At 51.4% G+C, this 21826-nt stretch carries 21 protein-coding genes and 1 rRNA gene; 13 read left to right on the top strand and 9 right to left on the bottom strand.

What is annotated here, in order from left to right; all coding sequences use genetic code 11:
* Positions 1-92 (top strand): 5S ribosomal RNA (gene rrf / locus ACJHWT_RS05465); the annotation flags it as partial.
* A 325-nt stretch (positions 93-417) separates the two neighbouring features.
* Positions 418-1716, top strand: coding sequence for an alpha-ketoglutarate permease (gene kgtP, locus ACJHWT_RS05460; protein ID WP_000841086.1), 1299 nt, complete (start codon positions 418-420; stop codon positions 1714-1716).
* Here kgtP and ACJHWT_RS05455 read toward each other — a convergent pair.
* From ACJHWT_RS05455 to trxC, 5 genes are all read right to left on the bottom strand, one after another.
* Entirely contained in the window at positions 1713-2036 is a 324-nt protein-coding gene (locus tag ACJHWT_RS05455; protein WP_001696047.1) for a YfiM family lipoprotein, read from the bottom strand. The two genes, kgtP and ACJHWT_RS05455, sit on opposite strands and share 4 nt — an antisense overlap.
* 43 nt (positions 2037-2079) lie before the next feature.
* Complete coding sequence (pssA, locus tag ACJHWT_RS05450) at positions 2080-3435, bottom strand: CDP-diacylglycerol--serine O-phosphatidyltransferase (protein ID WP_000949265.1); 1356 nt, start codon at positions 3433-3435, stop codon at positions 2080-2082.
* 113 nt (positions 3436-3548) lie between these two features.
* Entirely contained in the window at positions 3549-6209 is a 2661-nt protein-coding gene (gene patZ / locus ACJHWT_RS05445; protein ID WP_216350136.1) for a peptidyl-lysine N-acetyltransferase PatZ, read from the bottom strand.
* Between the two features lie 31 nt (positions 6210-6240).
* On the bottom strand, positions 6241-6939 hold the full coding sequence (gene tapT, locus ACJHWT_RS05440; protein WP_001317991.1) for a tRNA-uridine aminocarboxypropyltransferase: 699 nt from the start codon (positions 6937-6939) through the stop codon (positions 6241-6243).
* 68 nt (positions 6940-7007) lie between these two features.
* The gene (trxC, locus tag ACJHWT_RS05435; protein WP_001098723.1) at positions 7008-7427 is read right to left on the bottom strand and encodes a thioredoxin TrxC; all 420 of its coding nucleotides are present in this window, start codon (positions 7425-7427) and stop codon (positions 7008-7010) included.
* A 206-nt stretch (positions 7428-7633) separates the two neighbouring features.
* On the opposite strand from trxC, the gene ACJHWT_RS05430 reads away from it, so the two are divergent.
* Positions 7634-8671: a tRNA/rRNA methyltransferase gene (locus tag ACJHWT_RS05430; protein WP_000997418.1), complete on the top strand. Its 1038-nt coding sequence runs from the start codon at positions 7634-7636 to the stop codon at positions 8669-8671.
* 47 nt (positions 8672-8718) lie between these two features.
* Here the strand turns inward: ACJHWT_RS05430 and ung are convergent, their stop codons facing one another.
* Positions 8719-9408: a uracil-DNA glycosylase gene (gene ung / locus ACJHWT_RS05425; RefSeq protein WP_001262718.1), complete on the bottom strand. Its 690-nt coding sequence runs from the start codon at positions 9406-9408 to the stop codon at positions 8719-8721.
* A gap of 304 nt (positions 9409-9712) precedes the next feature.
* Between ung and grcA the strand changes: the two genes are divergently transcribed.
* The gene (grcA, locus tag ACJHWT_RS05420; protein WP_000627804.1) at positions 9713-10096 is read left to right on the top strand and encodes an autonomous glycyl radical cofactor GrcA; all 384 of its coding nucleotides are present in this window, start codon (positions 9713-9715) and stop codon (positions 10094-10096) included.
* Between the two features lie 54 nt (positions 10097-10150).
* Here grcA and eamB read toward each other — a convergent pair whose 3' ends face one another.
* Entirely contained in the window at positions 10151-10738 is a 588-nt protein-coding gene (eamB, locus tag ACJHWT_RS05415; RefSeq protein ID WP_000189225.1) for a cysteine/O-acetylserine transporter, read from the bottom strand.
* Positions 10739-10840: 102 nt separating this feature from the next.
* Between eamB and ACJHWT_RS05410 the strand changes: the two genes are divergently transcribed.
* A complete protein-coding gene (locus ACJHWT_RS05410; RefSeq protein WP_001296304.1) occupies positions 10841-11722 on the top strand; it encodes a LysR family transcriptional regulator in 882 nt (293 codons plus the stop codon).
* Positions 11723-11754: 32 nt separating this feature from the next.
* On the opposite strand, the gene srmB is transcribed toward ACJHWT_RS05410, so the two are convergent.
* Positions 11755-13089, bottom strand: a complete 1335-nt coding sequence (gene srmB, locus ACJHWT_RS05405; protein WP_410232316.1) for an ATP-dependent RNA helicase SrmB — start codon at positions 13087-13089, stop codon at positions 11755-11757.
* Between the two features lie 131 nt (positions 13090-13220).
* On the opposite strand from srmB, the gene trmN reads away from it, so the two are divergent.
* Positions 13221-13958, top strand: coding sequence for a tRNA(1)(Val) (adenine(37)-N(6))-methyltransferase TrmN (gene trmN, locus ACJHWT_RS05400; protein WP_001317990.1), 738 nt, complete (start codon positions 13221-13223; stop codon positions 13956-13958).
* Here trmN and nadB read toward each other — a convergent pair.
* A complete protein-coding gene (nadB, locus tag ACJHWT_RS05395; protein ID WP_001561889.1) occupies positions 13943-15565 on the bottom strand; it encodes an L-aspartate oxidase in 1623 nt (540 codons plus the stop codon). The genes trmN and nadB overlap by 16 nt on opposite strands.
* A 255-nt stretch (positions 15566-15820) precedes the next feature.
* On the opposite strand from nadB, the gene rseD reads away from it, so the two are divergent.
* From rseD to lepB, 7 genes are all read left to right on the top strand, one after another.
* Positions 15821-15976, top strand: a complete 156-nt coding sequence (gene rseD, locus ACJHWT_RS05390) for a rpoE leader peptide RseD (RefSeq protein WP_001303621.1) — start codon at positions 15821-15823, stop codon at positions 15974-15976.
* A complete protein-coding gene (gene rpoE, locus ACJHWT_RS05385) occupies positions 15973-16548 on the top strand; it encodes an RNA polymerase sigma factor RpoE (RefSeq protein ID WP_001295364.1) in 576 nt (191 codons plus the stop codon). Before rseD ends, rpoE begins: the two co-directional genes overlap by 4 nt.
* A 32-nt stretch (positions 16549-16580) precedes the next feature.
* Positions 16581-17231, top strand: coding sequence for an anti-sigma-E factor RseA (rseA, locus tag ACJHWT_RS05380; protein ID WP_001168454.1), 651 nt, complete (start codon positions 16581-16583; stop codon positions 17229-17231).
* Positions 17231-18187, top strand: a complete 957-nt coding sequence (gene rseB, locus ACJHWT_RS05375) for a sigma-E factor regulatory protein RseB (protein WP_000812053.1) — start codon at positions 17231-17233, stop codon at positions 18185-18187. Before rseA ends, rseB begins: the two co-directional genes overlap by 1 nt.
* Complete coding sequence (gene rseC / locus ACJHWT_RS05370; protein WP_000589054.1) at positions 18184-18663, top strand: SoxR-reducing system protein RseC; 480 nt, start codon at positions 18184-18186, stop codon at positions 18661-18663. The genes rseB and rseC overlap by 4 nt, the downstream gene beginning before the upstream one ends.
* A gap of 197 nt (positions 18664-18860) precedes the next feature.
* On the top strand, positions 18861-20660 hold the full coding sequence (lepA, locus tag ACJHWT_RS05365) for a translation elongation factor 4 (RefSeq protein ID WP_000790168.1): 1800 nt from the start codon (positions 18861-18863) through the stop codon (positions 20658-20660).
* 15 nt (positions 20661-20675) lie between these two features.
* A complete protein-coding gene (gene lepB / locus ACJHWT_RS05360) occupies positions 20676-21650 on the top strand; it encodes a signal peptidase I (RefSeq protein WP_000002542.1) in 975 nt (324 codons plus the stop codon).
* The last annotated feature ends 176 nt before the right edge of the window (positions 21651-21826 follow it).

The raw sequence follows: 21826 nt of genomic DNA, 5'->3' as shown, positions 1-21826 counted from the left end.
CCACCTGACCCCATGCCGAACTCAGAAGTGAAACGCCGTAGCGCCGATGGTAGTGTGGGGTCTCCCCATGCGAGAGTAGGGAACTGCCAGGCATCAAATTAAGCAGAAGGCCATCCTGACGGATGGCCTTTTTGCGCTGGTGCGGAATAAATGCCGGATGTGACGCTGGCGCGTCTTATACTCCCACATAAGCTAGATTCAGCAGCGAATACGGCTTCCCCAACTTGCCCACCTCCATACGTGTCCTCCTTACCAGAAATTTATCCTTAAGCTCCTCAATAACCATTTTCCTGCTAACTAAATTCGTGGTTAAGGTTGCATAATGATATGCAACAAATGTATAACATTTTCTTTACCAATAGAAATAAACAAAAGCGACCGACAAAAGCATCGGATTACGGCAGGAGACATAATGGCATGGCTGAAAGTACTGTAATGGCAGACAGCAAACTGACAAGTAGTGATACTCGTCGCCGCATTTGGGCAATTGTGGGGGCCTCTTCAGGTAATCTGGTCGAGTGGTTCGATTTCTATGTCTACTCGTTCTGTTCACTCTACTTCGCCCACATTTTCTTCCCTTCCGGGAACACGACGACTCAACTACTACAAACAGCAGGTGTTTTTGCTGCGGGATTCCTGATGCGCCCAATAGGCGGTTGGCTATTTGGCCGCATAGCCGATAAACATGGTCGCAAAAAATCGATGCTGTTATCGGTGTGTATGATGTGTTTCGGATCGCTGGTTATCGCCTGCCTCCCAGGTTATGAAACTATAGGTACGTGGGCTCCGGCATTATTGCTTCTCGCTCGTTTATTTCAGGGATTATCCGTTGGCGGAGAATATGGCACCAGCGCCACCTATATGAGTGAAGTTGCCGTTGAAGGGCGCAAAGGTTTTTACGCATCATTTCAGTATGTGACGTTGATCGGCGGACAACTGCTAGCCCTACTGGTTGTCGTGGTTTTACAACATACCATGGAAGACGCTGCACTCAGAGAGTGGGGATGGCGTATTCCTTTCGCGTTAGGAGCTGTGTTAGCTGTTGTGGCGTTGTGGTTACGTCGTCAGTTAGATGAAACTTCGCAACAAGAAACGCGCGCTTTAAAAGAAGCTGGATCTCTGAAAGGATTATGGCGCAATCGCCGTGCATTCATCATGGTTCTCGGTTTTACCGCTGCGGGCTCCCTTTGTTTCTATACCTTCACCACTTATATGCAGAAGTATCTGGTAAATACTGCGGGAATGCATGCCAACGTGGCGAGTGGCATTATGACTGCCGCATTGTTTGTATTCATGCTTATTCAACCACTCATTGGCGCGCTGTCGGATAAGATTGGTCGCCGTACCTCAATGTTATGTTTCGGTTCGCTGGCAGCCATTTTTACCGTTCCTATTCTCTCAGCATTACAAAACGTTTCCTCGCCTTATGCCGCTTTTGGTCTGGTGATGTGTGCCCTGCTGATCGTGAGTTTTTATACTTCAATCAGTGGAATACTGAAGGCTGAGATGTTCCCGGCACAGGTTCGTGCATTAGGTGTTGGTCTGTCATATGCGGTCGCCAATGCTATATTTGGTGGTTCGGCGGAGTACGTAGCGTTGTCGCTGAAATCAATAGGAATGGAAACAGCCTTCTTCTGGTATGTGACCTTGATGGCCGTGGTGGCGTTTCTGGTTTCTTTGATGCTACATCGCAAAGGGAAGGGGATGCGTCTTTAGTGACGGGTCAGTTGCCAGACGGTATAGCCAGTAGTTGCACCGGCGACATCCCAGGTAAAATCTTTCCAGCTCCAGCCGCTCCCCTCGGGGCGGCTATCCCAAAGTTCTTTTGACGCGCCCAGCCCAACAGAGAACATCAGCCCGAAAGTGGCACTGCGATCGCGACTCATCCCCTGATGCTGTGCATATTCATTTCCGGCGGCGGAAAGCATCGCCGAGGCGATAAAGTGTTGAGCTTTATCCTGCCCGCTCCAGCTATCGTTAGCCATATGGCTGCATCCAGAAAGTAACAATAGCGAACAGACAAAAAGAATACGCAAAACGTGGCCTCCAAAACAAACCCCGTACAGGACGGGGTTGTGATTACAGGATGCGGCTAATTAATCGGTCGATGCGGATACGGCGCAAACGACGGATGAGTTTACGAACCTTCACCGGATAATCGGCAATACTTTGCAGATCGCGATAGTGCTTAACGATGGTGGTATGCTCGCGGATCAGCTCCAGTTCTTTCTCTCGCTGTGGCGCAAGCTCCAGTTGCGGATCGTGGATCAAAATGGCGTTTTCCAGATCCAGACGCCAGGCGCGCGGGTTCAGGTTATTACCGGTGATCAACATCCACTTATCATCAACCCACATCCCTTTTAGGTGATAGGTGTTGTCGTCATCTTTCCATAACCGAACCACTAGCTGGTCAGTATTGACGTAATACTGCAAACGGCTCAGGAAACGACGCAGATTGATCTCATAGAGATAAGGCAATGCGCCAATTATCTTGAAAGGTTCATCTTCCGGAATGTAGAAGTCGTTCGCGGTTTTATCACCAACAATAATTTCGACCTTTTTCCCTTCGCGCAGCAACTGGATAATATTGCGCACAAGGATTGCTGGCAGGTTGAAGTATGGCGTACAGATGGTTAGTTTCTGCTCGGCACAAGGCATAAGATGGAAAATGGTCTTGTTCAACAGACTCGATTTCCCCAGCCCCACTAGCGGCGTTACGGAAAGCTGATCGTTGTCGGCATCGCCCTGGAAATGATAAGCGGCATCACGCAGCTCCTGGCGGAACAGGCGAATGTCGTTCTTGATTTCCGGGCTTTTTGGCCGATTAACATCATCCAGACGATTAACGCCGCGGCCATTCATAATATTCTGTGTAACCCATTCAAACATAATGTCTGACATCTTACGGTTACGGATCAGATGATAACGGTCGTAGCGATATTTATCGTGCTGATGCAGGTAAACATCGTTCAGGCTGGCACCGCTATAAAGTACGCTATCGTCGATGATAAAGCCTTTAAAGTGCAGAACACCAAGGGCTTCACGGGTATTGATTGGAACGCCATAAACCGGAACATCTACGCCCGGATTTTCCTGCGCCATGCGGCAGTACCAGTCAGCGTTAGTGTTAGATGCCGCAGCGCCAATGCGTCCACGTTGTGCACGATGCCAGTCGACCAGCACCCGCACATCCAGTTCCGGACGCTGCCTTTTAGCCTCATACAACGCGTTCAGAATGCCTTTGCCACCGTCATCCTGTTCGAGATACAGGGCAACAATGCAAATGCGCTGCTTCGCGCTGGCTATTTTTTCCAGCAACGTCTCCCGGAAGTCGGCGGGAGCGTAAAAGAAATCGACATCATCAACTGATTGAGAAATCTTGGGTAGTTGGGCAAGGTGTTGTTGATGTTTATTACGCTTAAATTTTGACAACATCACAGTGCATTTCTTCTCTGTTCATTGAAGGGTCCTCTGTGCAATGCAGACGACATAAGCGGGCAATAATAACACCAGTCCCGATTAAGTGGTCAACATTTCCAGTACCTTACTCATGATTCCTCGCGCTGGGCAAGATTTAGCGTAAGCCCAACGATCCCCTCTTCGAGCTGGATATCAACGTTAAACCCGAGCTTGCGGGCCAGCGCCACCATGCCACGATTGTTTGGCATCGTAATACCATTCAGACGTTGTAGTCCGTGATCTCGCGTATAGGTAATCAACTTTTCCATTAAGCGTCGACCTAAGCCTAACCCTTTGAGATCCGAGCGAACCAGCACGGCAAATTCGGCATCGATGTTATCAGGGTCGGAGATCGCACGCGTGACGCCGAGGATCTCTTCTGTTTGATCAATACGTCGTACCGCCACAAAAGCCATTTCCCGATCGTAGTCGATCTGCGTCATGTTGGCTAAATCTTCATGGGTAAATTCGTTGATCTCGCTAAAGTAGCGGTAATAAAGATCTTCTTTGGTGACTCGCGAAATGAATTGCTGAAGCTGTGGCTCATCTTCTGGCAAAATCGGGCGGAACAAGCAGCGTTCACCGTTTTTCAATTCTACCCATTCTTCCAGCTGATGCGGATAAGGGCGCACTGCCAGCCGACTCTCGTTATCGCCTTCAAACGGCGCGATATCCAGCGTGACATCCAGCGCGGTAAATTCACTGCCAGAAGCCAGCAAAGGATGAATATCCAGACGCTGAATTTCCGGGCAATCGACAATCAAGTTAGAAACCTGCACCAGAAGCTGGCTCAAGCCTGCAACATCTAATGGGCGTAGCGCACTGCGCGCACGAATCTTTTTACTTTTGATCCCCTGAATAACCAGATAGCGGGCCAGGTTCATGTTCAGCGGCGGTAGTGCGACGACGGCTTGATCTTCAGGACGCCACTCCACACCGCCTTCGCCCAGCATGATCAACGGCCCGAAAACCGGATCGTGCTCAACCACAACCCGCAACTCCTGAGCGCCAGCACGGTTAGCCATACTTTGCACCAACAGGCCGTGGATCCGCGCCTGCGGCCAGGCCATTTTTACGCGATCGAAAATAGCGTTTGCCGCTTGCTGGACTTCATTAGCTGTACGCAGGTAGAGCATTACGCCCTGAACTTCCGATTTATGTGGAATATCCGGCGAACGCAATTTCAGCGCCACCGGATAACCAATCTGTTCGGCAATATGCACCGCTTCGGTGCTATCGCTGGCAATCCAGGTGGGGAGCGTGTTCATGCCATACGCTTGCAGGATGGGCTGAACTTCATGGGTATCGAGCGACGTAGCCCCTTCGGCAATCGCCTGTTGCAACAGAAGATGCGCTTCTGCGGTATTAGAGGTCAGATTGCTGGGCAACGCCGGCGTTTCGCGTAGTTGCTTCTGATTACGTCGGTACTCCACCATATGCATAAAAGCAGTGATGGTTCCTTCCGGCGTGCGATAGGTCGGCAGCCCGGCTTCACTGAATAATCGTCGTGCCTCTTGCGAGGAGTGCTCGCCGCACCAGTTCGTCAGCAGAGAAACATACTTGCTGCGGGGATGATGCTTTACCGCTTCAATTAATGCTTGCGCACTTTCTGTTGCGGGAGCAGCGGCGCTGGGCGAATGAATAACCATCAGCGCGTCAAAATCCTGGCTGTGGAGCAGAATATCCAGCGTTTTAATATAGTGCTCACTGCTGGCGTCATCGCGTAGATCGAGCGGGTTAGAGATTGCCACATGTTCTGGCAGTGCATCGCGCAGTTTCTGGCAGGTTTCTTCGCTTAGCGTTGCCAGCTTGCCATTGCGTGACCATAAGGCATCCAGCGCCAGCGCGGCAGGCGCAGCACCGTTGCTGATAATCATCAGCCGGTCGCCACGCAGCGGGCGCATATGGCTGAGGGTTTCCACCGCCGAAAACAGCTCGTGAGTATCCTGTACCCGCAACAAACCGGCACGCTGAATAGCCGCATCCCACGCCGGATCCATTCCTGCCTTGGTGTTCAACAGACGTTGAGCCGCCGGGCTACGTCCGCTTTTAATCACCAGAATCGGTTTGTTGCGAGAGGCACTACGGGCCGCCGAAACAAAGCGTCGTGCGTCGCTTAACTGTTCGAGATAGAGCAGGATGGCGCTGGTTTTACTGTCGCGGGCCAGATAGTCGAGCAATTCATCAACGTCGATATCCAGGCTGTCGCCGAGCGCAATAAAGTAGGAAAAGCCCATCTCACGCTGTTGCGCCCAGTCGAGGATGGTATTGGAGACGGCAGCCGATTGCGAAATAAACGCCAGCTTGCCGCGTTTAATCGGCACAGGCGAAAAGCTGGCATTCAGACCTTGCCAGGGAGCCAGTAACCCCAGACTGTTTGGTCCTAGCAGGCGCATGTTATGGCGCAGGGCGCAGGCGCGGAGATCTTCATGTTGCGATGCCGGGGCGGAAAGAATAATGCAGGTTTTACAGCCTTTCTCGCCGAGCTCTTCCAGAAGAGCAAGATTACGGCTGGCATTGGTACATAAAACCGCAAGGTCGGGTGTAAAGGGCAAGCTGGCAATATCCGGCCAGGCCAACACACCCAACACCGCTTTCCAGGCTGGCGTCACCGGGAGTACCGGTCCGTTAAAGCCTCCCGCCAGCAGGTTACGCATCATCAGGTAACCTGCTCGATTGGATTTCATCGATGCGCCAATTACCGCAATCGATTTTGGTCGCAGTAGTGCTTCCAGTCCTCGCTGACTCATACCGGTCTCCCGCAGAAGTGACCGAATGATTTTAAACGCTTTCTAACTGTTCTGCTGTGATGCTACCCAGATGTTGCGTTTTTCCTGCCAGATAGCGCGTTTTAAAACGAGTGAAATGCTCGCCTAAGCCCGTTGCGGCTTCGGTATCGCCGGCCATATCTAACAGTGCGATGGCTACCTCGGCAGTACAATATTGGCCTTCAGCCTGGGCTTCACGCAGGCGATAGGCAGAAAGCCGGGAAAGATCGACGGAAATGACGGGAAGATTATCCAGATACGGACTTTTACGAAACATCTTGCGAGCTTCAGGCCAGGTACCATCGAGCATGATAAATAGCGGAGGCTTACCGGCAGGTGGTGTGAAGATCACTTCCCGTTGCTCATCAGCATACGAGGCGGGAAAGACCACCATTGGCTGATAGTCCGGGTTTTGTACCAGATCCAGCAAATCTAGCGAGGGTTCGGTACGCGACCATTGAAACGCAACGGTATCAGGCAAAATATCAGCAATCAGACGCCCGGTATTACTGGGCTTCATTGGCTCGGTGTCGAACATCAGCAAACAGAAGCGACTTTTTGCTTGTGCTGGGGTAATTGTCGAACAGAGACATAATGTCTCTGGCAAAAGACAGCGTTGGCAGCGACGAACGCGATTACCGCGGGCAAGAAAAGGACGTGTTGCGCGCGCAATACGCTCGGCGCGTAACTGGAGAACAGCGTTTTCGGTCATAAGAGAGCGTCGAAAAAACGCCATTGTCGCAGAGGAGAAAACGGGGCACAAGATGCGCCCCGGTAAGATTAAAGAGATTCGTTCAGCCAGCTATCAAACGGCGCTTTCGGTACTGCGCCATTAAGCATGTCGACAACCTGACCGTTTTTGAAAATCATGATCGTCGGTATACTACGAATTCCAAAGTGACTGCTCAATTCACGTTCAGCTTCGGTATTCACTTTCACAAAGCGCACTTTACCGCTACGCTCTTGCGCGACATCTTCAAAAATTGGTGCGAAATTACGGCAGGGGCCGCACCACGGTGCCCAGAAGTCGATCACCACAGGTAGATCATCTTTCAGCAATTTGTCGAGCGTTTCACCGGTCGCATTAATCACCTCTCCGTCAAACAAGTCGTGACCGCAGCGTCCGCATTTTGCCGCATCTTCGATCCGATCGTCGGGAATGCGATTGATGGCCTGACAATGGGTACAAACGGTATTCATAACTAACCTCGGGATGAGTAAGGAGACTTATCGGCAACGACGCCGGTATGTTTCTAATATGTTACATATTATCGGGGACATTGTTCCAGACAACAATCTGTTTAATTCAATAGGTATGATAGTCGCAGGCTTTGGTACGAAATCATGGCGAACCGCGCGGACTTCGGGTAATCTGCGCGCTTCGCGCAGCGCTGGTGGAGAAAAGCATGAACGATGAAATGAAAGGTAAAAGCGGCAAGGTCAAAGTGATGTATGTCCGCAGTGATGATGATTCTGATAAACGTACCCACAACCCGCGTACCGGGAAAGGGGGCGGGCGTCCAGGAAAATCTCGTGCTGACGGTGGCCGTCGCCCCGCCCGCGATGACAAACAGAGTCAGCCCCGTGACCGCAAGTGGGAAGAGTCGCCGTGGCGCACAGTTTCCCGCGCGCCGGGTGATGAGACGCCGGAAAAGGCCGATCACGGTGGCATCAGTGGTAAAAGTTTTATTGATCCGGAAGTGTTGCGTCGTCAGCGTGCGGAAGAAACCCGCGTCTACGGCGAAAATGCCTGTCAGGCACTGTTCCAGAGCCGTCCGGAAGCGATTGTTCGCGCCTGGTTTATCCAGAGTGTAACGCCGCGTTTTAAAGAAGCCTTGCGCTGGATGGCAGCAAACCGCAAAGCGTACCATGTGGTAGATGAAGCGGAACTGACAAAAGCGTCAGGCACGGAACATCACGGCGGCGTTTGCTTCCTGATCAAAAAGCGTAACGGTACAACCGTGCAGCAGTGGGTAAGCCAGGCAGGCGCGCAGGATTGTGTACTGGCGCTGGAAAACGAATCTAACCCGCATAACCTGGGTGGCATGATGCGCAGCTGCGCGCACTTCGGCGTGAAAGGCGTTGTGGTGCAGGATGCGGCACTGCTGGAGTCGGGGGCGGCTATCCGTACCGCAGAAGGCGGCGCAGAGCACGTTCAGCCGATTACTGGCGACAACATTGTTAACGTGCTGGATGATTTCCGTCAGGCAGGTTACACCGTAGTGACCACTTCCAGCGAGCAGGGGAAACCGCTGTTCAAAACCAGTCTGCCAGCGAAAATGGTACTGGTGCTGGGTCAGGAATATGAAGGGTTACCGGATGCCGCACGCGATCCGAACGATTTGCGCGTGAAGATTGATGGTACTGGCAACGTTGCCGGGCTAAATATCTCTGTTGCAACCGGCGTTTTGCTTGGTGAATGGTGGCGTCAGAATAAAGCCTGATAAATCAGCCGGGTGGCAACGCTGCCATCCGGCGTTTTCCTGCAAATTTACTCACTTTCTGCCGGTAATACTGGCATCCAGTCAATCGGTTTCTCGCCACGTTGTTCCAGCCACTGATTTGCCAGCACAAAATGGTTGCAGCCAAAGAACCCACGATGCGCAGAAAGCGGTGATGGATGCGGCGCTTTCAGTATGTGATGGCGTTGCTTATCAATAATCGCCCCTTTCTTTTGCGCATGTGAGCCCCACAACAAAAACACCACGCCTTCGCGGTGCTGGTTAATCAGGCTGATTACTTTATCGGTGAAGGTCTCCCAGCCGAGGCTGGCGTGGGAATGTGCCTGACCTGCGCGAACCGTCAACACAGTATTGAGTAGCAGAACGCCCTGACGCGCCCAGCTTTCAAGATAACCATGATTAGGGCGGGTGAAACCGGGAATAGTATTTTCCAGCTCTTTATACATATTCAGCAGTGACGGCGGTGTCGCAATGCCGGGGCGAACGGAAAATGCCAGACCATGCGCCTGTCCCGGTCCGTGATAAGGATCCTGGCCGAGAATCACCACTTTAACGTCACCCAACTCTGTAAAGCGGAACGCGTTAAAGACATCTTTTTGTGGCGGATAGATAGTGACGCCGGACTGCCGCTCGCTGGCGACGGTCTGTAGGGTATTAAGAAAATAGGGTTGCTGCTTCTCTTCAGCCAGCACATCATGCCAGGTTAATTCGTTTGCCATCTCGCTCTCCCGCGAATCTTCAATCCGCCTAGCTTAACTGCTTCTTTCTACAGAACAAAATCATGCTCATTTTTTAGACTTAAACGAGTGCAAAAAAATGTAAATTGGTAAAATTTCACACCTGCATAAGTTGATGTAAAACAATAAAATCCATTTGCAACCATACTTGATGTGTGGTTTTTATTGATTTAAATCAAAGATTCAAGGGTGTTTGAGGAGTATATATACACTCAAGCAACAATGGTTTTACCAATTGGCCGCGACAGGCTGAACAAATCAAATAATTTTGCCGGGGAGGCATCACATGATTACAGGTATCCAGATTACTAAAGCCGCTAACGACGATCTGCTGAACTCTTTCTGGCTGCTGGACAGCGAAAAAGGCGAAGCGCGTTGCATCGTTGCGAAAGCAGGTTTTGCAGAAGACGAAGTGGTTGCAGTAAGCAAACTGGGTGACATTGAGTACCGTGAAGTTCCAGTAGAAGTGAAACCAGAAGTTCGCGTTGAAGGTGGTCAACACCTGAACGTAAACGTTCTGCGTCGTGAAACTCTGGAAGATGCAGTTAAGCATCCGGAAAAATATCCGCAGCTGACCATCCGTGTATCCGGTTATGCAGTTCGCTTTAACTCTCTGACTCCGGAACAGCAGCGCGACGTTATCGCTCGTACCTTTACTGAAAGCCTGTAAGGCTTAAGTAGCAAGTTACTAAGCGGAAGAGGGCGACCTCTTCCGCTTTTTTCATTAATAGAAAATGCGTACCGCGCAATAGACCAGCAGCAGCGCGAGCACGATATTTAACTGGCGACCATACTGGCGAAACAATCGCTGAAACAGGTGCCCCGCCAGCGCCCAGCACACATTGCCAAACGTCCCAATCACCGCCAGCAAAACGCTGACGCCAATTATCCAGCTTAGCGCCTGCGTTTGCGGCAGGACAAACGTCGACAGTGCTGTAATGCCATACAAAATGATTTTGACGTTCACAAACTGCAAAGCAAAGCTGGCCCAAAAACTGATTGGTTTTGTCTGAAGCCCATCTTCCTTTGTTGGACTGGTAGCGATTTTCCACGCCAGCCAGACAATATATGCCGCCCCCGCCCAACTCAACAGATGCACTGCTGCCGGGTCGATAACAGCCAGTGAAAACGAAATTCCCGCGCATAGCAACATGACGATTAAAAATCCCAGACTCATCCCTGCCAGCACGCGAGTACTCTGACGAAATCCGTGCGTTGTGGCTGAGCTAAGGGCGAGAATATTGTTCGGTCCTGGCGTCATGGCGGTAATCAGGGTGTAAGTCCAAAAAGCACTTAAAAGGGTCGGTGTCACTTGTTATCTCCTCTGTTTTGGTAGACAGTACCCGACACGGAACATTTAAAAAAATGAATGTTTTTACATTCTAAATTCGATATTTTCGATAGGTTTGGGGTTATGGATCTGCGCCGTTTTATTACACTTAAAACCGTGGTGGAAGAGGGTTCCTTTTTGCGAGCTTCGCAAAAATTGTGCTGCACACAATCGACGGTGACTTTTCATATTCAGCAGCTTGAGCAGGAGTTCTCAGTCCAGTTATTTGAGAAAATTGGTCGACGAATGTGCCTTACCCGCGAAGGAAAAAAGCTGCTGCCGCACATTTATGAACTCACCAGAGTGATGGATACCCTTCGTGAGGCTGCCAAAAAAGAGTCGGATCCGGACGGGGAACTACGCGTTATTTCAGGCGAAACGTTGCTCTCTTATCGAATGCCGCAGGTGTTGCAGCGTTTTCGGCAACGCGCTCCAAAAGTGCGTTTATCGTTGCAGTCGCTGAACTGTTACGTGATCCGTGATGCGCTACTGAATGATGAGGCCGATGTCGGGGTTTTTTATCGCGTAGGGAATGATGATGCTTTGAACCGACGAGAGTTGGGTGAACAACCGCTGGTGCTGGTGGCTTCACCGCAAATTGCAGATGTCGATTTTACTGAGCCGGGAAGACATAACGCCTGTAGCTTTATTATCAACGAACCACAATGTGTCTTCCGGCAGATATTTGAGAGCACGCTGCGCCAGCGGCGGATCACGGTGGAAAACACCATTGAGCTTATAAGTATCGAAAGCATCAAGCGTTGTGTCGCGGCAAATATCGGAGTCAGTTACCTGCCGCGTTTTGCGGTGGTAAAAGAGTTGGAGTGCGGAGAATTAATTGAATTGCCTTTTGGCGAACAGTCGCAAACCATTACGGCCATGTGCGCTCACCATGCCGGAAAAGCGGTTAGCCCGGCGATGCACACTTTTATTCAGTGTGTTGAAGAGTGTTTTTTGCCGGGATAAAAACAATGCCGGGCTTAAACCCGGCATTGAGATTACTCTTCTGTCGTTTGCGGTGGCACGCCCGTTCCGCTTGGTTTACGGCGCTTACCAATATTTTTAGTGTCGCGATGGCGTTTTTTCACCCGCGGCTTCTCTTTCTCTTTAGCTTTTTTCTTCTCGGCACGTTTAGCCAACACTTTCTTCGATGGCTTGCCGGTCTGCTTCTCGCTTGGCGCACGCGTTTTCGGACGTAACTCATCAATTACGCGAGCTTTAATTGGCTCTTCAATATAACGGCCAACTTTGCCCAGCAGCAGATGGTCATGGGCTTCCACCAGCGAAATCGCGGTGCCTTTACGACCGGCGCGCGCGGTACGTCCGATACGGTGCAAATAAGTATCGCCACTGCGCGGCATATCGAAGTTAAAGACGTGGCTGACGTCAGGAATGTCGATACCGCGCGCGGCAACATCGGTAGCAACCAGTACGTTTACGCGGCCTTCGGTCAAGCGTTTAATCGCTTCGTTACGCTTGCCTTGTACCATCTCACCTTCGAGATAGCAGTTGTTGATGCCTGCTTCGCGCAGCCAGTTTGCCAGCTCATGCACACGCTCACGCTTACGCACAAACACAATTGAGCGGGTCGCTTCCGGCTGTTTTAACAGATGCACCAGCAACGCGGTTTTATGCTCAAGATCATCGGCGCGGTAATACCACTGATGAATTTTTTTGCGCTCACGGGTGGACGGATTGGCAGAAACCTCCACCGGATCTTCCAGCAGACGCTCGGCAAAGTCCTGAATCGCATCGCCTTCCAGAGTTGCCGAAAAGAGCAGGGTCTGTTTACGCCAGCGCGTTTCGCCAGCAATATGTTCGATATCCTGGGCGAAGCCCATATCCAGCATACGGTCTGCTTCGTCGAGGATCAGCGTTTCAACCGCGCGGCAATCGAAGTTCTCTTCTTTTATGTATTGCAGCAGACGTCCGGTCGTGGCGACCACGATGTCCTGATTTTCGCTGAACACTTCCGCGTGGTTCATATAGGCTACGCCGCCGGTGATGGTGGCAATATCCAGATGCGTATGTTTCGCCAGTTCGCGGACATGATCGGCCACCTGCATCGCCAGCTCGCGAGTTGGGGTGAGGATCAAAATACGCGGCGGACCGGATTTCTTACGTGGGAAATCGAGCAGGTGCTGCAACGCTGGCAGCAGATACGCCGCCGTTTTACCGGTGCCTGTCGGCGCAGAACCGAGTACATCACGGCCATCGAGCGCAGGCGGAATGGCGGCAGCCTGAATGGCGGTCGGGCGAGTGAAACCTTTATCCTGGAGGGCTTCCAGCAGGCTTTCGTCGAGTTCAAGTTCGGAAAAAGTCGTTACAGTCATGTTCTACCTCTGTGTGGGGCGCTGATTATAGACGTTACGGCTGCAATCTTCATCTGTTTGTATGGATATCGCTTCTCGGGTATTGTTCTCACCCGGTGCTATCGCCGTTTTTCCTGCAAGGTTTTATTTTCATGTCACAGTCTACATCCGTGCTTCGTCGTAATGGATTTACTTTTAAACAGTTTTTTGTTGCTCACGATCGTTGTGCGATGAAAGTGGGAACGGATGGCATTTTGCTGGGCGCATGGGCACCGGTGGCTGGGGTAAAACGTTGCCTTGATATCGGCGCGGGTAGCGGGTTGCTGGCATTAATGCTGGCGCAGCGAACCGATGACAGCGTAATGATTGATGCAGTTGAACTGGAAAGTGAAGCTGCCGCGCAGGCGCAGGAAAATATCAACCAGTCCCCGTGGGCAGAGCGGATTAACGTCCATACGGCGGATATTCAGCAGTGGATCACACAGCAGACAGTACGCTTCGATTTAATCATCAGTAACCCACCTTACTATCAGCAGGGAGTAGAGTGCGCGACACCTCAACGGGAACAGGCTCGCTATACCACTACGCTTGATCACCCATCGTTGCTGACCTGTGCGGCGGAGTGCATTACCGAAGAGGGATTTTTCTGCGTGGTGCTGCCAGAGCAGATTGGTAATGGTTTTACTGAACTGGCATTAAGTATGGGCTGGCATTTACGTTTGCGGACGGATGTGGCGGAAAACGAAGCGCGACTGCCGCATCGGGTGCTGCTGGCATTCTCCCCGCAGGCGGGAGAATGCTTTAGCGATCGCTTAGTCATTCGTGGGCCAGACCAGAACTATTCCGAAGCGTATACGGCGCTGACCCAGGCTTTTTATCTGTTTATGTAATGATTGCCGGGGGAAAGGATCGACGGACCGGAATGGGTGAGCAGTTCCGGATAATCCAGCGTGAAATGCAACCCCCGACTCTCTTTACGCATCATTGCACAGCGAACAATCAACTCGGCAACCTGTACCAGATTACGCAGCTCCAGCAAATTATTTGAGACGCGGAAATGGGCGTAATATTCGTCTATTTCTTGCTGGAGCATGGTTATCCGCCGCAGGGCGCGTTCCAGGCGCTTCGTTGTGCGCACAATGCCGACGTAATCCCACATAAACAGACGTAGCTCGTGCCAGTTATGTTGAATCACCACCCGTTCATCAGGGTTCTCAACGCGGCTTTCATCCCACGGCGGTAACGTACTGACGCCGTGGGCATAAGGCATACATCTGGTGATATCTTCTGCCGCCGACCAGCCATAGACCAGACACTCCAGCAAGGAGTTAGAGGCCATGCGGTTAGCGCCGTGTAAGCCGGTATAACTCACTTCGCCAATGGCATACAAACCCTCGACGTCCGTACGCCCATGATCATCCACCATCACACCACCGCAGGTATAGTGTGCAGCAGGCACAATCGGTACTGGTTCTTGTGTGAGATCAATCCCCAGCCCGAGCAATTTTTCATAAATCATCGGGAAATGCTGGCGAATAAAATCGGCGGGCTTATGGCTGATGTCGAGGAACATACAATCCGCGCCGAGGCGTTTCATTTCATGGTCAATAGCGCGGGCGACAATATCGCGCGGGGCCAGTTCGCCGCGATCATCAAAATCGGGCATAAAACGCGTACCATCCGGGCGCTTGAGATAAGCGCCTTCGCCGCGCAGTGCTTCCGTTAACAGGAAATTGCGTGCCTGTGGGTGATACAGCGCGGTAGGGTGGAACTGATTAAATTCGAGATTGGCAACCCGGCAGCCTGCGCGCCACGCCATAGCAATGCCATCGCCAGAAGAAATATCCGGATTGGTGGTGTACTGATAAACCTTCGACGCACCGCCGGTTGCCAGTACCACTGCTTTTGCGTGGCAGGTTTCCACCGTTTCTTTATTTCGGTTCCATACCCACGCGCCAACAACCCGTCGCGTGCCCGGCAGGCCAATTTTGTCAGAAACAATCAGATCAACCGCGTTGCTGCGCTCCAGCACGCGAATATTCGGATGGTTCAGCGCCTTGCTCACCAGCGTGGTTTCTACTTCTCTACCGGTGGCGTCGGCGGCATGAAGAATTCGACGGTGACTATGTCCACCTTCACGGGTCAGATGGTAGCTTTCTGCGCCATTCGGTTGAATGTGGGTATCAAACAACACCCCCTGGTCGATTAGCCATTGCACACAGGATCGTGCATTGCTGGCGACAAATTCAACTGCATGACGATCGCAAATACCAGCCCCGGCAATCAATGTGTCTTCCACATGCGAGTCAATGCTGTCAGTTTCATCAAACACGGCGGCAATACCGCCCTGGGCATAAAATGTTGAACCTTCCGTTACCGGGCCTTTACTTAGAACGATGACCTGATGCTGGTCAGCCAGGCGTAGCGCCAGTGAAAGTCCGGCTGCGCCGCTACCAATAATCAACACGTCACATGAATGTTCAGGGAGAGTATTCATTTTCTTTGTTTAATTTACTAAACATTGTTTGGTCAGCATAGCATCATGTTGTGCGAATAAACACCTGCTATTTTAATATTTGTTACAGTTGCTAAACACGCTGACGCAGGGCGGCGAGAAAAAGAGAAGTTACTGGCTGGTGGAGGATTAGGTGGTGAAATAAAAAGGCCGTTGGGTTACTCTTCAGGCAGTTAAATGGGCATTTCTACACAGATAATGCGATGTTCAGATTCTGTAGACTTATAATGATAGATAATGATCCGTCTACAGCATGACAAACAAAAACAGATGCGTTACGGAACTTTACAAAAACGAGACACTCTAACCCTTTGCTTGCTCAAATTGCAGCTAATGGAGTGGCGTTTCGATAGCGCGTGGAAATTTGGTTTGGGGAGACTTTACCTCGGATGAGCGAGCAGTTAACGGACCAGGTCCTGGTTGAACGGGTCCAGAAGGGAGATCAGAAAGCCTTTAACTTACTGGTAGTGCGCTATCAGCATAAAGTGGCGAGTCTGGTTTCCCGCTATGTGCCGTCGGGTGATGTTCCCGATGTGGTACAAGAAGCTTTTATTAAAGCCTATCGTGCGCTGGATTCGTTCCGGGGAGATAGCGCTTTTTATACATGGCTGTATCGGATTGCTGTAAATACAGCGAAAAATTACCTGGTTGCTCAGGGGCGTCGTCCACCTTCCAGTGATGTGGATGCCATTGAAGCTGAAAACTTCGAAAGTGGCGGCGCGTTGAAAGAAATTTCGAACCCTGAGAACTTAATGTTGTCAGAAGAACTGAGACAGATAGTTTTCCGAACTATTGAGTCCCTCCCGGAAGATTTACGCATGGCAATAACCTTGCGGGAGCTGGATGGCCTGAGCTATGAAGAGATAGCCGCTATCATGGATTGTCCGGTAGGTACGGTGCGTTCACGTATCTTCCGAGCGAGGGAAGCTATTGATAACAAAGTTCAACCGCTTATCAGGCGTTGACGATAGCGGGATACTGGATAAGGGTATTAGGCATGCAGAAAGAACAACTTTCCGCTTTAATGGATGGCGAAACGCTGGATAGTGAGCTGCTTAACGAACTGGCTCATAACCCAGAAATGCAGAAAACCTGGGAAAGCTATCACTTAATCCGTGACTCAATGCGGGGTGATACTCCCGAGGTGCTCCATTTCGATATCTCTTCACGCGTGATGGCCGCCATTGAAGAAGAGCCAGTACGTCAACCGGCGACGTTGATCCCGGAAGCCCAGCCTGCGCCGCATCAATGGCAGAAAATGCCATTCTGGCAGAAAATACGTCCATGGGCGGCACAGCTTACCCAAATGGGCGTAGCGGCATGTGTATCGCTTGCAGTTATCGTTGGTGTCCAGCACTATAATGGACAATCTGAAACGTCCCAGCAGCCCGAAACACCGGTATTTAATACTCTGCCGATGATGGGGAAAGCCAGTCCGGTAAGTCTGGGAGTACCTTCTGAAGCGACCGCAAACAATGGTCAACAGCAGCAGGTACAGGAGCAGCGTCGTCGCATTAATGCCATGTTGCAGGATTATGAACTGCAACGTCGACTCCACTCTGAACAGCTTCAGTTTGAGCAGGCACAAACACAGCAAGCCGCTGTACAGGTGCCAGGAATTCAAACTTTAGGAACGCAATCGCAGTAATGAAGCAACTTTGGTTTGCCATGTCATTAGTGACAGGTAGCCTGTTATTCTCTGCTAACGCCTCGGCCACTCCCGCGTCCGGGGCGTTATTACAGCAGATGAACCTGGCCAGTCAGTCACTGAATTACGAGCTGTCATTCATCAGCATCAATAAACAGGGTGTTGAGTCTCTGCGTTATCGACATGCACGCCTCGATAACCGTCCTCTTGCACAATTGTTGCAAATGGATGGCCCGCGCCGGGAAGTGGTACAGCGCGGCAATGAAATCAGCTATTTTGAACCGGGACTTGAACCGTTCACGCTTAATGGCGATTACATTGTTGATTCTCTACCATCGCTCATCTATACCGATTTCAAACGCCTTTCTCCTTACTACGACTTTATCTCCGTCGGGCGCACGCGTATTGCTGATCGTCTTTGCGAAGTCATTCGTGTGGTTGCCCGAGATGGTACACGCTACAGCTACATCGTGTGGATGGACACCGAATCGAAATTACCGATGCGGGTTGATCTCCTTGATCGCGATGGTGAAACGCTGGAACAATTTCGCGTGATTGCTTTTAATGTCAATCAGGATATCAGCAGCAGTATGCAGACGCTGGCGAAGGCAAATTTGCCGCCGTTGCTTTCTGTTCCTGTAGGTGAAAAAGCTAAATTCAGCTGGACGCCAACCTGGTTGCCACAGGGTTTTAGCGAAGTTTCCAGTAGTCGACGTCCGCTACCGACGATGGACAACATGCCTATCGAATCACGTCTCTATTCCGACGGATTATTCAGCTTCTCGGTAAACGTTAACCGCGCTACGCCATCGAGCACCGATCAGATGTTGCGCACCGGGCGCAGAACCGTCAGTACAAGCGTACGTGATAACGCCGAAATCACCATTGTCGGTGAACTGCCGCCGCAAACGGCGAAACGCATTGCCGAGAATATTAAGTTCGGGGCAGCGCAATGATCAAAGAGTGGGCTACCGTCGTCTCCTGGGAAAACGGGCAGGCGCTGGTTAGTTGTGATGTTAAAGCCTCATGCAGCAGCTGCGCTTCACGTGCCGGTTGCGGTAGCCGCGTGTTGAATAAACTTGGCCCGCAAACCACGCATACCATTGTCGTACCCTGTGATGAGCCGTTAGTGCCGGGGCAAAAAGTAGAATTAGGAATCGCCGAAGGCAGCCTGCTTAGCTCCGCATTACTGGTTTATATGTCGCCGTTGGTGGGACTATTCCTCATCGCTTCACTATTTCAGCTACTCTTTGCTTCAGATATTGCAGCATTATGCGGTGCGATTCTCGGTGGCGTTGGTGGATTCCTGATTGCACGTGGCTGCTCTCGAAAGTTTGCTGCCCGGTCTGAATGGCAACCGATCATCTTAAGCGTGGCCTTGCCGCCTGGCCTTGTGCGATTTGAAACATCTTCGGAAGACGCGAGCCAGTGATTTCACTGGCTTTGTTGCATTTTGCATAACAAATGCGAGGACGTTTCCAGATACCACAATCCATACGGTATGAACATTTCCTCGCCTCAATGTTGTAGTGTAGAATGCGGCGTTTCTATTAATACAGACGTTAAGCTCAGAACAGCGACTTCTAAAAGCCTGGTTAACCGGGCATTAAGGCACAATAATCATACTTTATGAAGAATATACGTAACTTTTCGATCATAGCTCACATTGACCACGGTAAATCGACGCTGTCTGACCGTATTATCCAGATCTGCGGTGGCCTGTCTGACCGTGAAATGGAGGCGCAGGTTCTCGATTCCATGGATCTTGAGCGTGAGCGTGGCATTACCATCAAAGCGCAAAGCGTGACGCTGGACTACAAAGCGTCTGACGGCGAAACCTATCAGCTTAACTTTATCGACACCCCGGGCCACGTAGACTTCTCCTATGAAGTTTCTCGTTCGCTGGCTGCCTGTGAAGGTGCATTGCTGGTGGTCGACGCCGGGCAGGGCGTAGAAGCGCAAACCCTGGCAAACTGCTACACCGCCATGGAAATGGATCTCGAAGTGGTGCCGGTACTGAACAAGATTGACCTGCCGGCAGCCGATCCTGAACGCGTGGCGGAAGAAATTGAAGATATCGTCGGCATCGACGCCACCGACGCGGTGCGCTGTTCAGCGAAAACCGGCGTTGGCGTACAGGACGTTCTCGAACGTCTGGTGCGCGACATTCCGCCGCCGGAAGGCGATCCGGAAGGCCCGTTGCAGGCACTCATTATCGACTCCTGGTTCGACAACTACCTGGGCGTTGTTTCACTTATCCGTATTAAAAACGGCACCCTGCGTAAGGGCGACAAAGTGAAAGTCATGAGTACCGGGCAGACCTATAACGCCGACCGTCTGGGCATCTTCACGCCGAAGCAGGTTGACCGTACTGAACTGAAATGCGGCGAAGTAGGCTGGCTGGTATGTGCGATTAAAGATATCCACGGCGCTCCAGTAGGCGATACCTTAACGCTGGCGCGTAATCCGGCAGAAAAGGCGCTGCCTGGCTTTAAGAAAGTCAAACCGCAGGTATACGCCGGTCTGTTCCCGGTAAGTTCCGACGACTATGAAGCCTTCCGTGACGCGCTGGGCAAACTCAGCCTGAACGATGCTTCACTGTTCTATGAGCCGGAAAGCTCCAGCGCGCTGGGCTTTGGTTTCCGCTGCGGCTTCCTCGGCCTGCTGCACATGGAGATCATCCAGGAACGTCTGGAACGTGAATACGATCTGGATCTGATCACCACTGCGCCGACCGTAGTGTATGAAGTTGAAACCACGTCAAGAGAAGTTATCTACGTCGACAGCCCATCCAAGCTGCCAGCGGTAAATAACATTTACGAACTGCGCGAGCCGATTGCAGAGTGTCACATGCTGCTGCCGCAGGCATATCTCGGCAACGTTATTACGCTGTGCGTAGAAAAACGCGGCGTGCAGACCAATATGGTTTACCACGGTAATCAGGTGGCGCTGACGTACGAGATCCCGATGGCGGAAGTGGTGCTCGACTTCTTCGATCGCCTGAAATCTACCTCGCGTGGTTATGCGTCTCTGGATTACAACTTCAAACGCTTCCAGGCGTCCGACATGGTACGTGTAGACGTATTAATCAACGGTGAACGTGTTGATGCGCTGGCGTTGATCACCCACCGTGATAATTCGCAAAACCGCGGTCGCGAGCTGGTGGAGAAGATGAAAGATCTGATCCCACGCCAGCAGTTTGATATCGCCATTCAGGCAGCGATTGGTACGCACATCATTGCGCGCTCCACCGTGAAACAGCTGCGTAAAAACGTACTGGCTAAATGTTATGGCGGCGATATCAGCCGTAAGAAAAAGCTGCTGCAGAAGCAGAAAGAAGGTAAGAAACGCATGAAGCAGATCGGTAACGTCGAGCTGCCGCAGGAAGCGTTCCTCGCCATTCTGCACGTCGGCAAAGACAACAAATAACCCTTAGGAGTTGGCATGGCGAATATGTTTGCCCTGATTCTGGTGATTGCCACACTGGTGACGGGCATTTTATGGTGCGTGGATAAATTCTTTTTCGCACCTAAACGGCGGGAACGTCAGGCAGCGGCGCAGGCGGCTGCCGGTGACTCACTGGATAAAGCAACGCTGAAGAAAGTTGCGCCGAAGCCTGGCTGGCTGGAAACCGGTGCTTCTGTTTTTCCGGTGCTGGCTATCGTATTGATTGTGCGTTCGTTTATTTATGAACCGTTCCAGATCCCGTCAGGTTCGATGATGCCGACTCTGTTAATCGGTGATTTTATTCTGGTAGAGAAGTTTGCTTATGGCATTAAAGATCCTATCTACCAGAAAACGCTGATCGAAACCGGTCATCCGAAACGCGGCGATATCGTGGTCTTTAAATATCCGGAAGATCCAAAGCTTGATTACATCAAGCGCGCGGTGGGTTTGCCAGGCGATAAAGTCACTTATGATCCGGTCTCAAAAGAGCTGACGATTCAACCGGGATGCAGTTCCGGCCAGGCGTGCGAAAACGCGCTACCGGTCACTTACTCCAACGTGGAACCGAGCGATTTCGTTCAGACCTTCTCACGCCGTAATGGTGGGGAAGCGACCAGCGGATTCTTTGAAGTGCCGAAAAACGAAACCAAAGAAAATGGAATTCGTCTTTCCGAGCGTAAAGAGACATTGGGTGATGTGACGCACCGCATTCTGACAGTGCCGATTGCGCAGGACCAGGTGGGGATGTATTACCAGCAGCCAGGGCAACAACTGGCAACCTGGATTGTTCCGCCGGGACAATACTTCATGATGGGCGACAACCGCGACAACAGCGCGGACAGCCGTTACTGGGGCTTTGTGCCTGAAGCGAATCTGGTCGGTCGGGCAACGGCTATCTGGATGAGCTTCGATAAGCAAGAAGGCGAATGGCCGACTGGTGTGCGCTTAAGTCGCATTGGCGGTATCCATTAATAGCCATCTTCGTTCACGTTGTCGCCGTTATGGCGACAACGTGAATTATTTATGAGATAAATCTCCCGTGGCTAACGACATCCCCCGTCGTTGTGTATAGAATATTCCCCCGAAGTTTAAGGTTGGCACCTCCAGGTTGCCACGGCACACGAAACAGCGTTGGTCCCCATATACCG

Origin of the sequence: Escherichia sp. WS338 (assembly GCF_046486405.1) — a bacterium.
GTDB classification, from domain to species: Bacteria; Pseudomonadota; Gammaproteobacteria; order Enterobacterales; family Enterobacteriaceae; genus Escherichia; species Escherichia coli.
The sequence above is the reverse complement of the archived record's forward strand: the minus strand, read 5'-3'. Positions and strand labels throughout refer to the sequence as shown.

What these genes read in the sequence shown, in the direction of transcription:
- ung (WP_001262718.1), bottom strand. Translation starts at nt 9,408, where the DNA reads ATGGCAAACGAATTAACCTGGCATGATGTGCTGGCTGAAGAGAAGCAG.
- rseB (WP_000812053.1), top strand. Translation starts at nt 17,231, where the DNA reads ATGAAGCAACTTTGGTTTGCCATGTCATTAGTGACAGGTAGCCTGTTA.
- tapT (WP_001317991.1), bottom strand. Translation starts at nt 6,939, where the DNA reads ATGACCGAAAACGCTGTTCTCCAGTTACGCGCCGAGCGTATTGCGCGC.
- rpoE (WP_001295364.1), top strand. Translation starts at nt 15,973, where the DNA reads ATGAGCGAGCAGTTAACGGACCAGGTCCTGGTTGAACGGGTCCAGAAG.
- trxC (WP_001098723.1), bottom strand. Translation starts at nt 7,427, where the DNA reads ATGAATACCGTTTGTACCCATTGTCAGGCCATCAATCGCATTCCCGAC.
- rseA (WP_001168454.1), top strand. Translation starts at nt 16,581, where the DNA reads ATGCAGAAAGAACAACTTTCCGCTTTAATGGATGGCGAAACGCTGGAT.
- nadB (WP_001561889.1), bottom strand. Translation starts at nt 15,565, where the DNA reads ATGAATACTCTCCCTGAACATTCATGTGACGTGTTGATTATTGGTAGC.
- patZ (WP_216350136.1), bottom strand. Translation starts at nt 6,209, where the DNA reads ATGAGTCAGCGAGGACTGGAAGCACTACTGCGACCAAAATCGATTGCG.
- ACJHWT_RS05410 (WP_001296304.1), top strand. Translation starts at nt 10,841, where the DNA reads ATGGATCTGCGCCGTTTTATTACACTTAAAACCGTGGTGGAAGAGGGT.
- rseC (WP_000589054.1), top strand. Translation starts at nt 18,184, where the DNA reads ATGATCAAAGAGTGGGCTACCGTCGTCTCCTGGGAAAACGGGCAGGCG.
- srmB (WP_410232316.1), bottom strand. Translation starts at nt 13,089, where the DNA reads ATGACTGTAACGACTTTTTCCGAACTTGAACTCGACGAAAGCCTGCTG.
- grcA (WP_000627804.1), top strand. Translation starts at nt 9,713, where the DNA reads ATGATTACAGGTATCCAGATTACTAAAGCCGCTAACGACGATCTGCTG.
- pssA (WP_000949265.1), bottom strand. Translation starts at nt 3,435, where the DNA reads ATGTTGTCAAAATTTAAGCGTAATAAACATCAACAACACCTTGCCCAA.
- kgtP (WP_000841086.1), top strand. Translation starts at nt 418, where the DNA reads ATGGCTGAAAGTACTGTAATGGCAGACAGCAAACTGACAAGTAGTGAT.
- rseD (WP_001303621.1), top strand. Translation starts at nt 15,821, where the DNA reads ATGATCCGTCTACAGCATGACAAACAAAAACAGATGCGTTACGGAACT.
- ACJHWT_RS05430 (WP_000997418.1), top strand. Translation starts at nt 7,634, where the DNA reads ATGAACGATGAAATGAAAGGTAAAAGCGGCAAGGTCAAAGTGATGTAT.
- lepB (WP_000002542.1), top strand. Translation starts at nt 20,676, where the DNA reads ATGGCGAATATGTTTGCCCTGATTCTGGTGATTGCCACACTGGTGACG.
- trmN (WP_001317990.1), top strand. Translation starts at nt 13,221, where the DNA reads ATGTCACAGTCTACATCCGTGCTTCGTCGTAATGGATTTACTTTTAAA.
- lepA (WP_000790168.1), top strand. Translation starts at nt 18,861, where the DNA reads ATGAAGAATATACGTAACTTTTCGATCATAGCTCACATTGACCACGGT.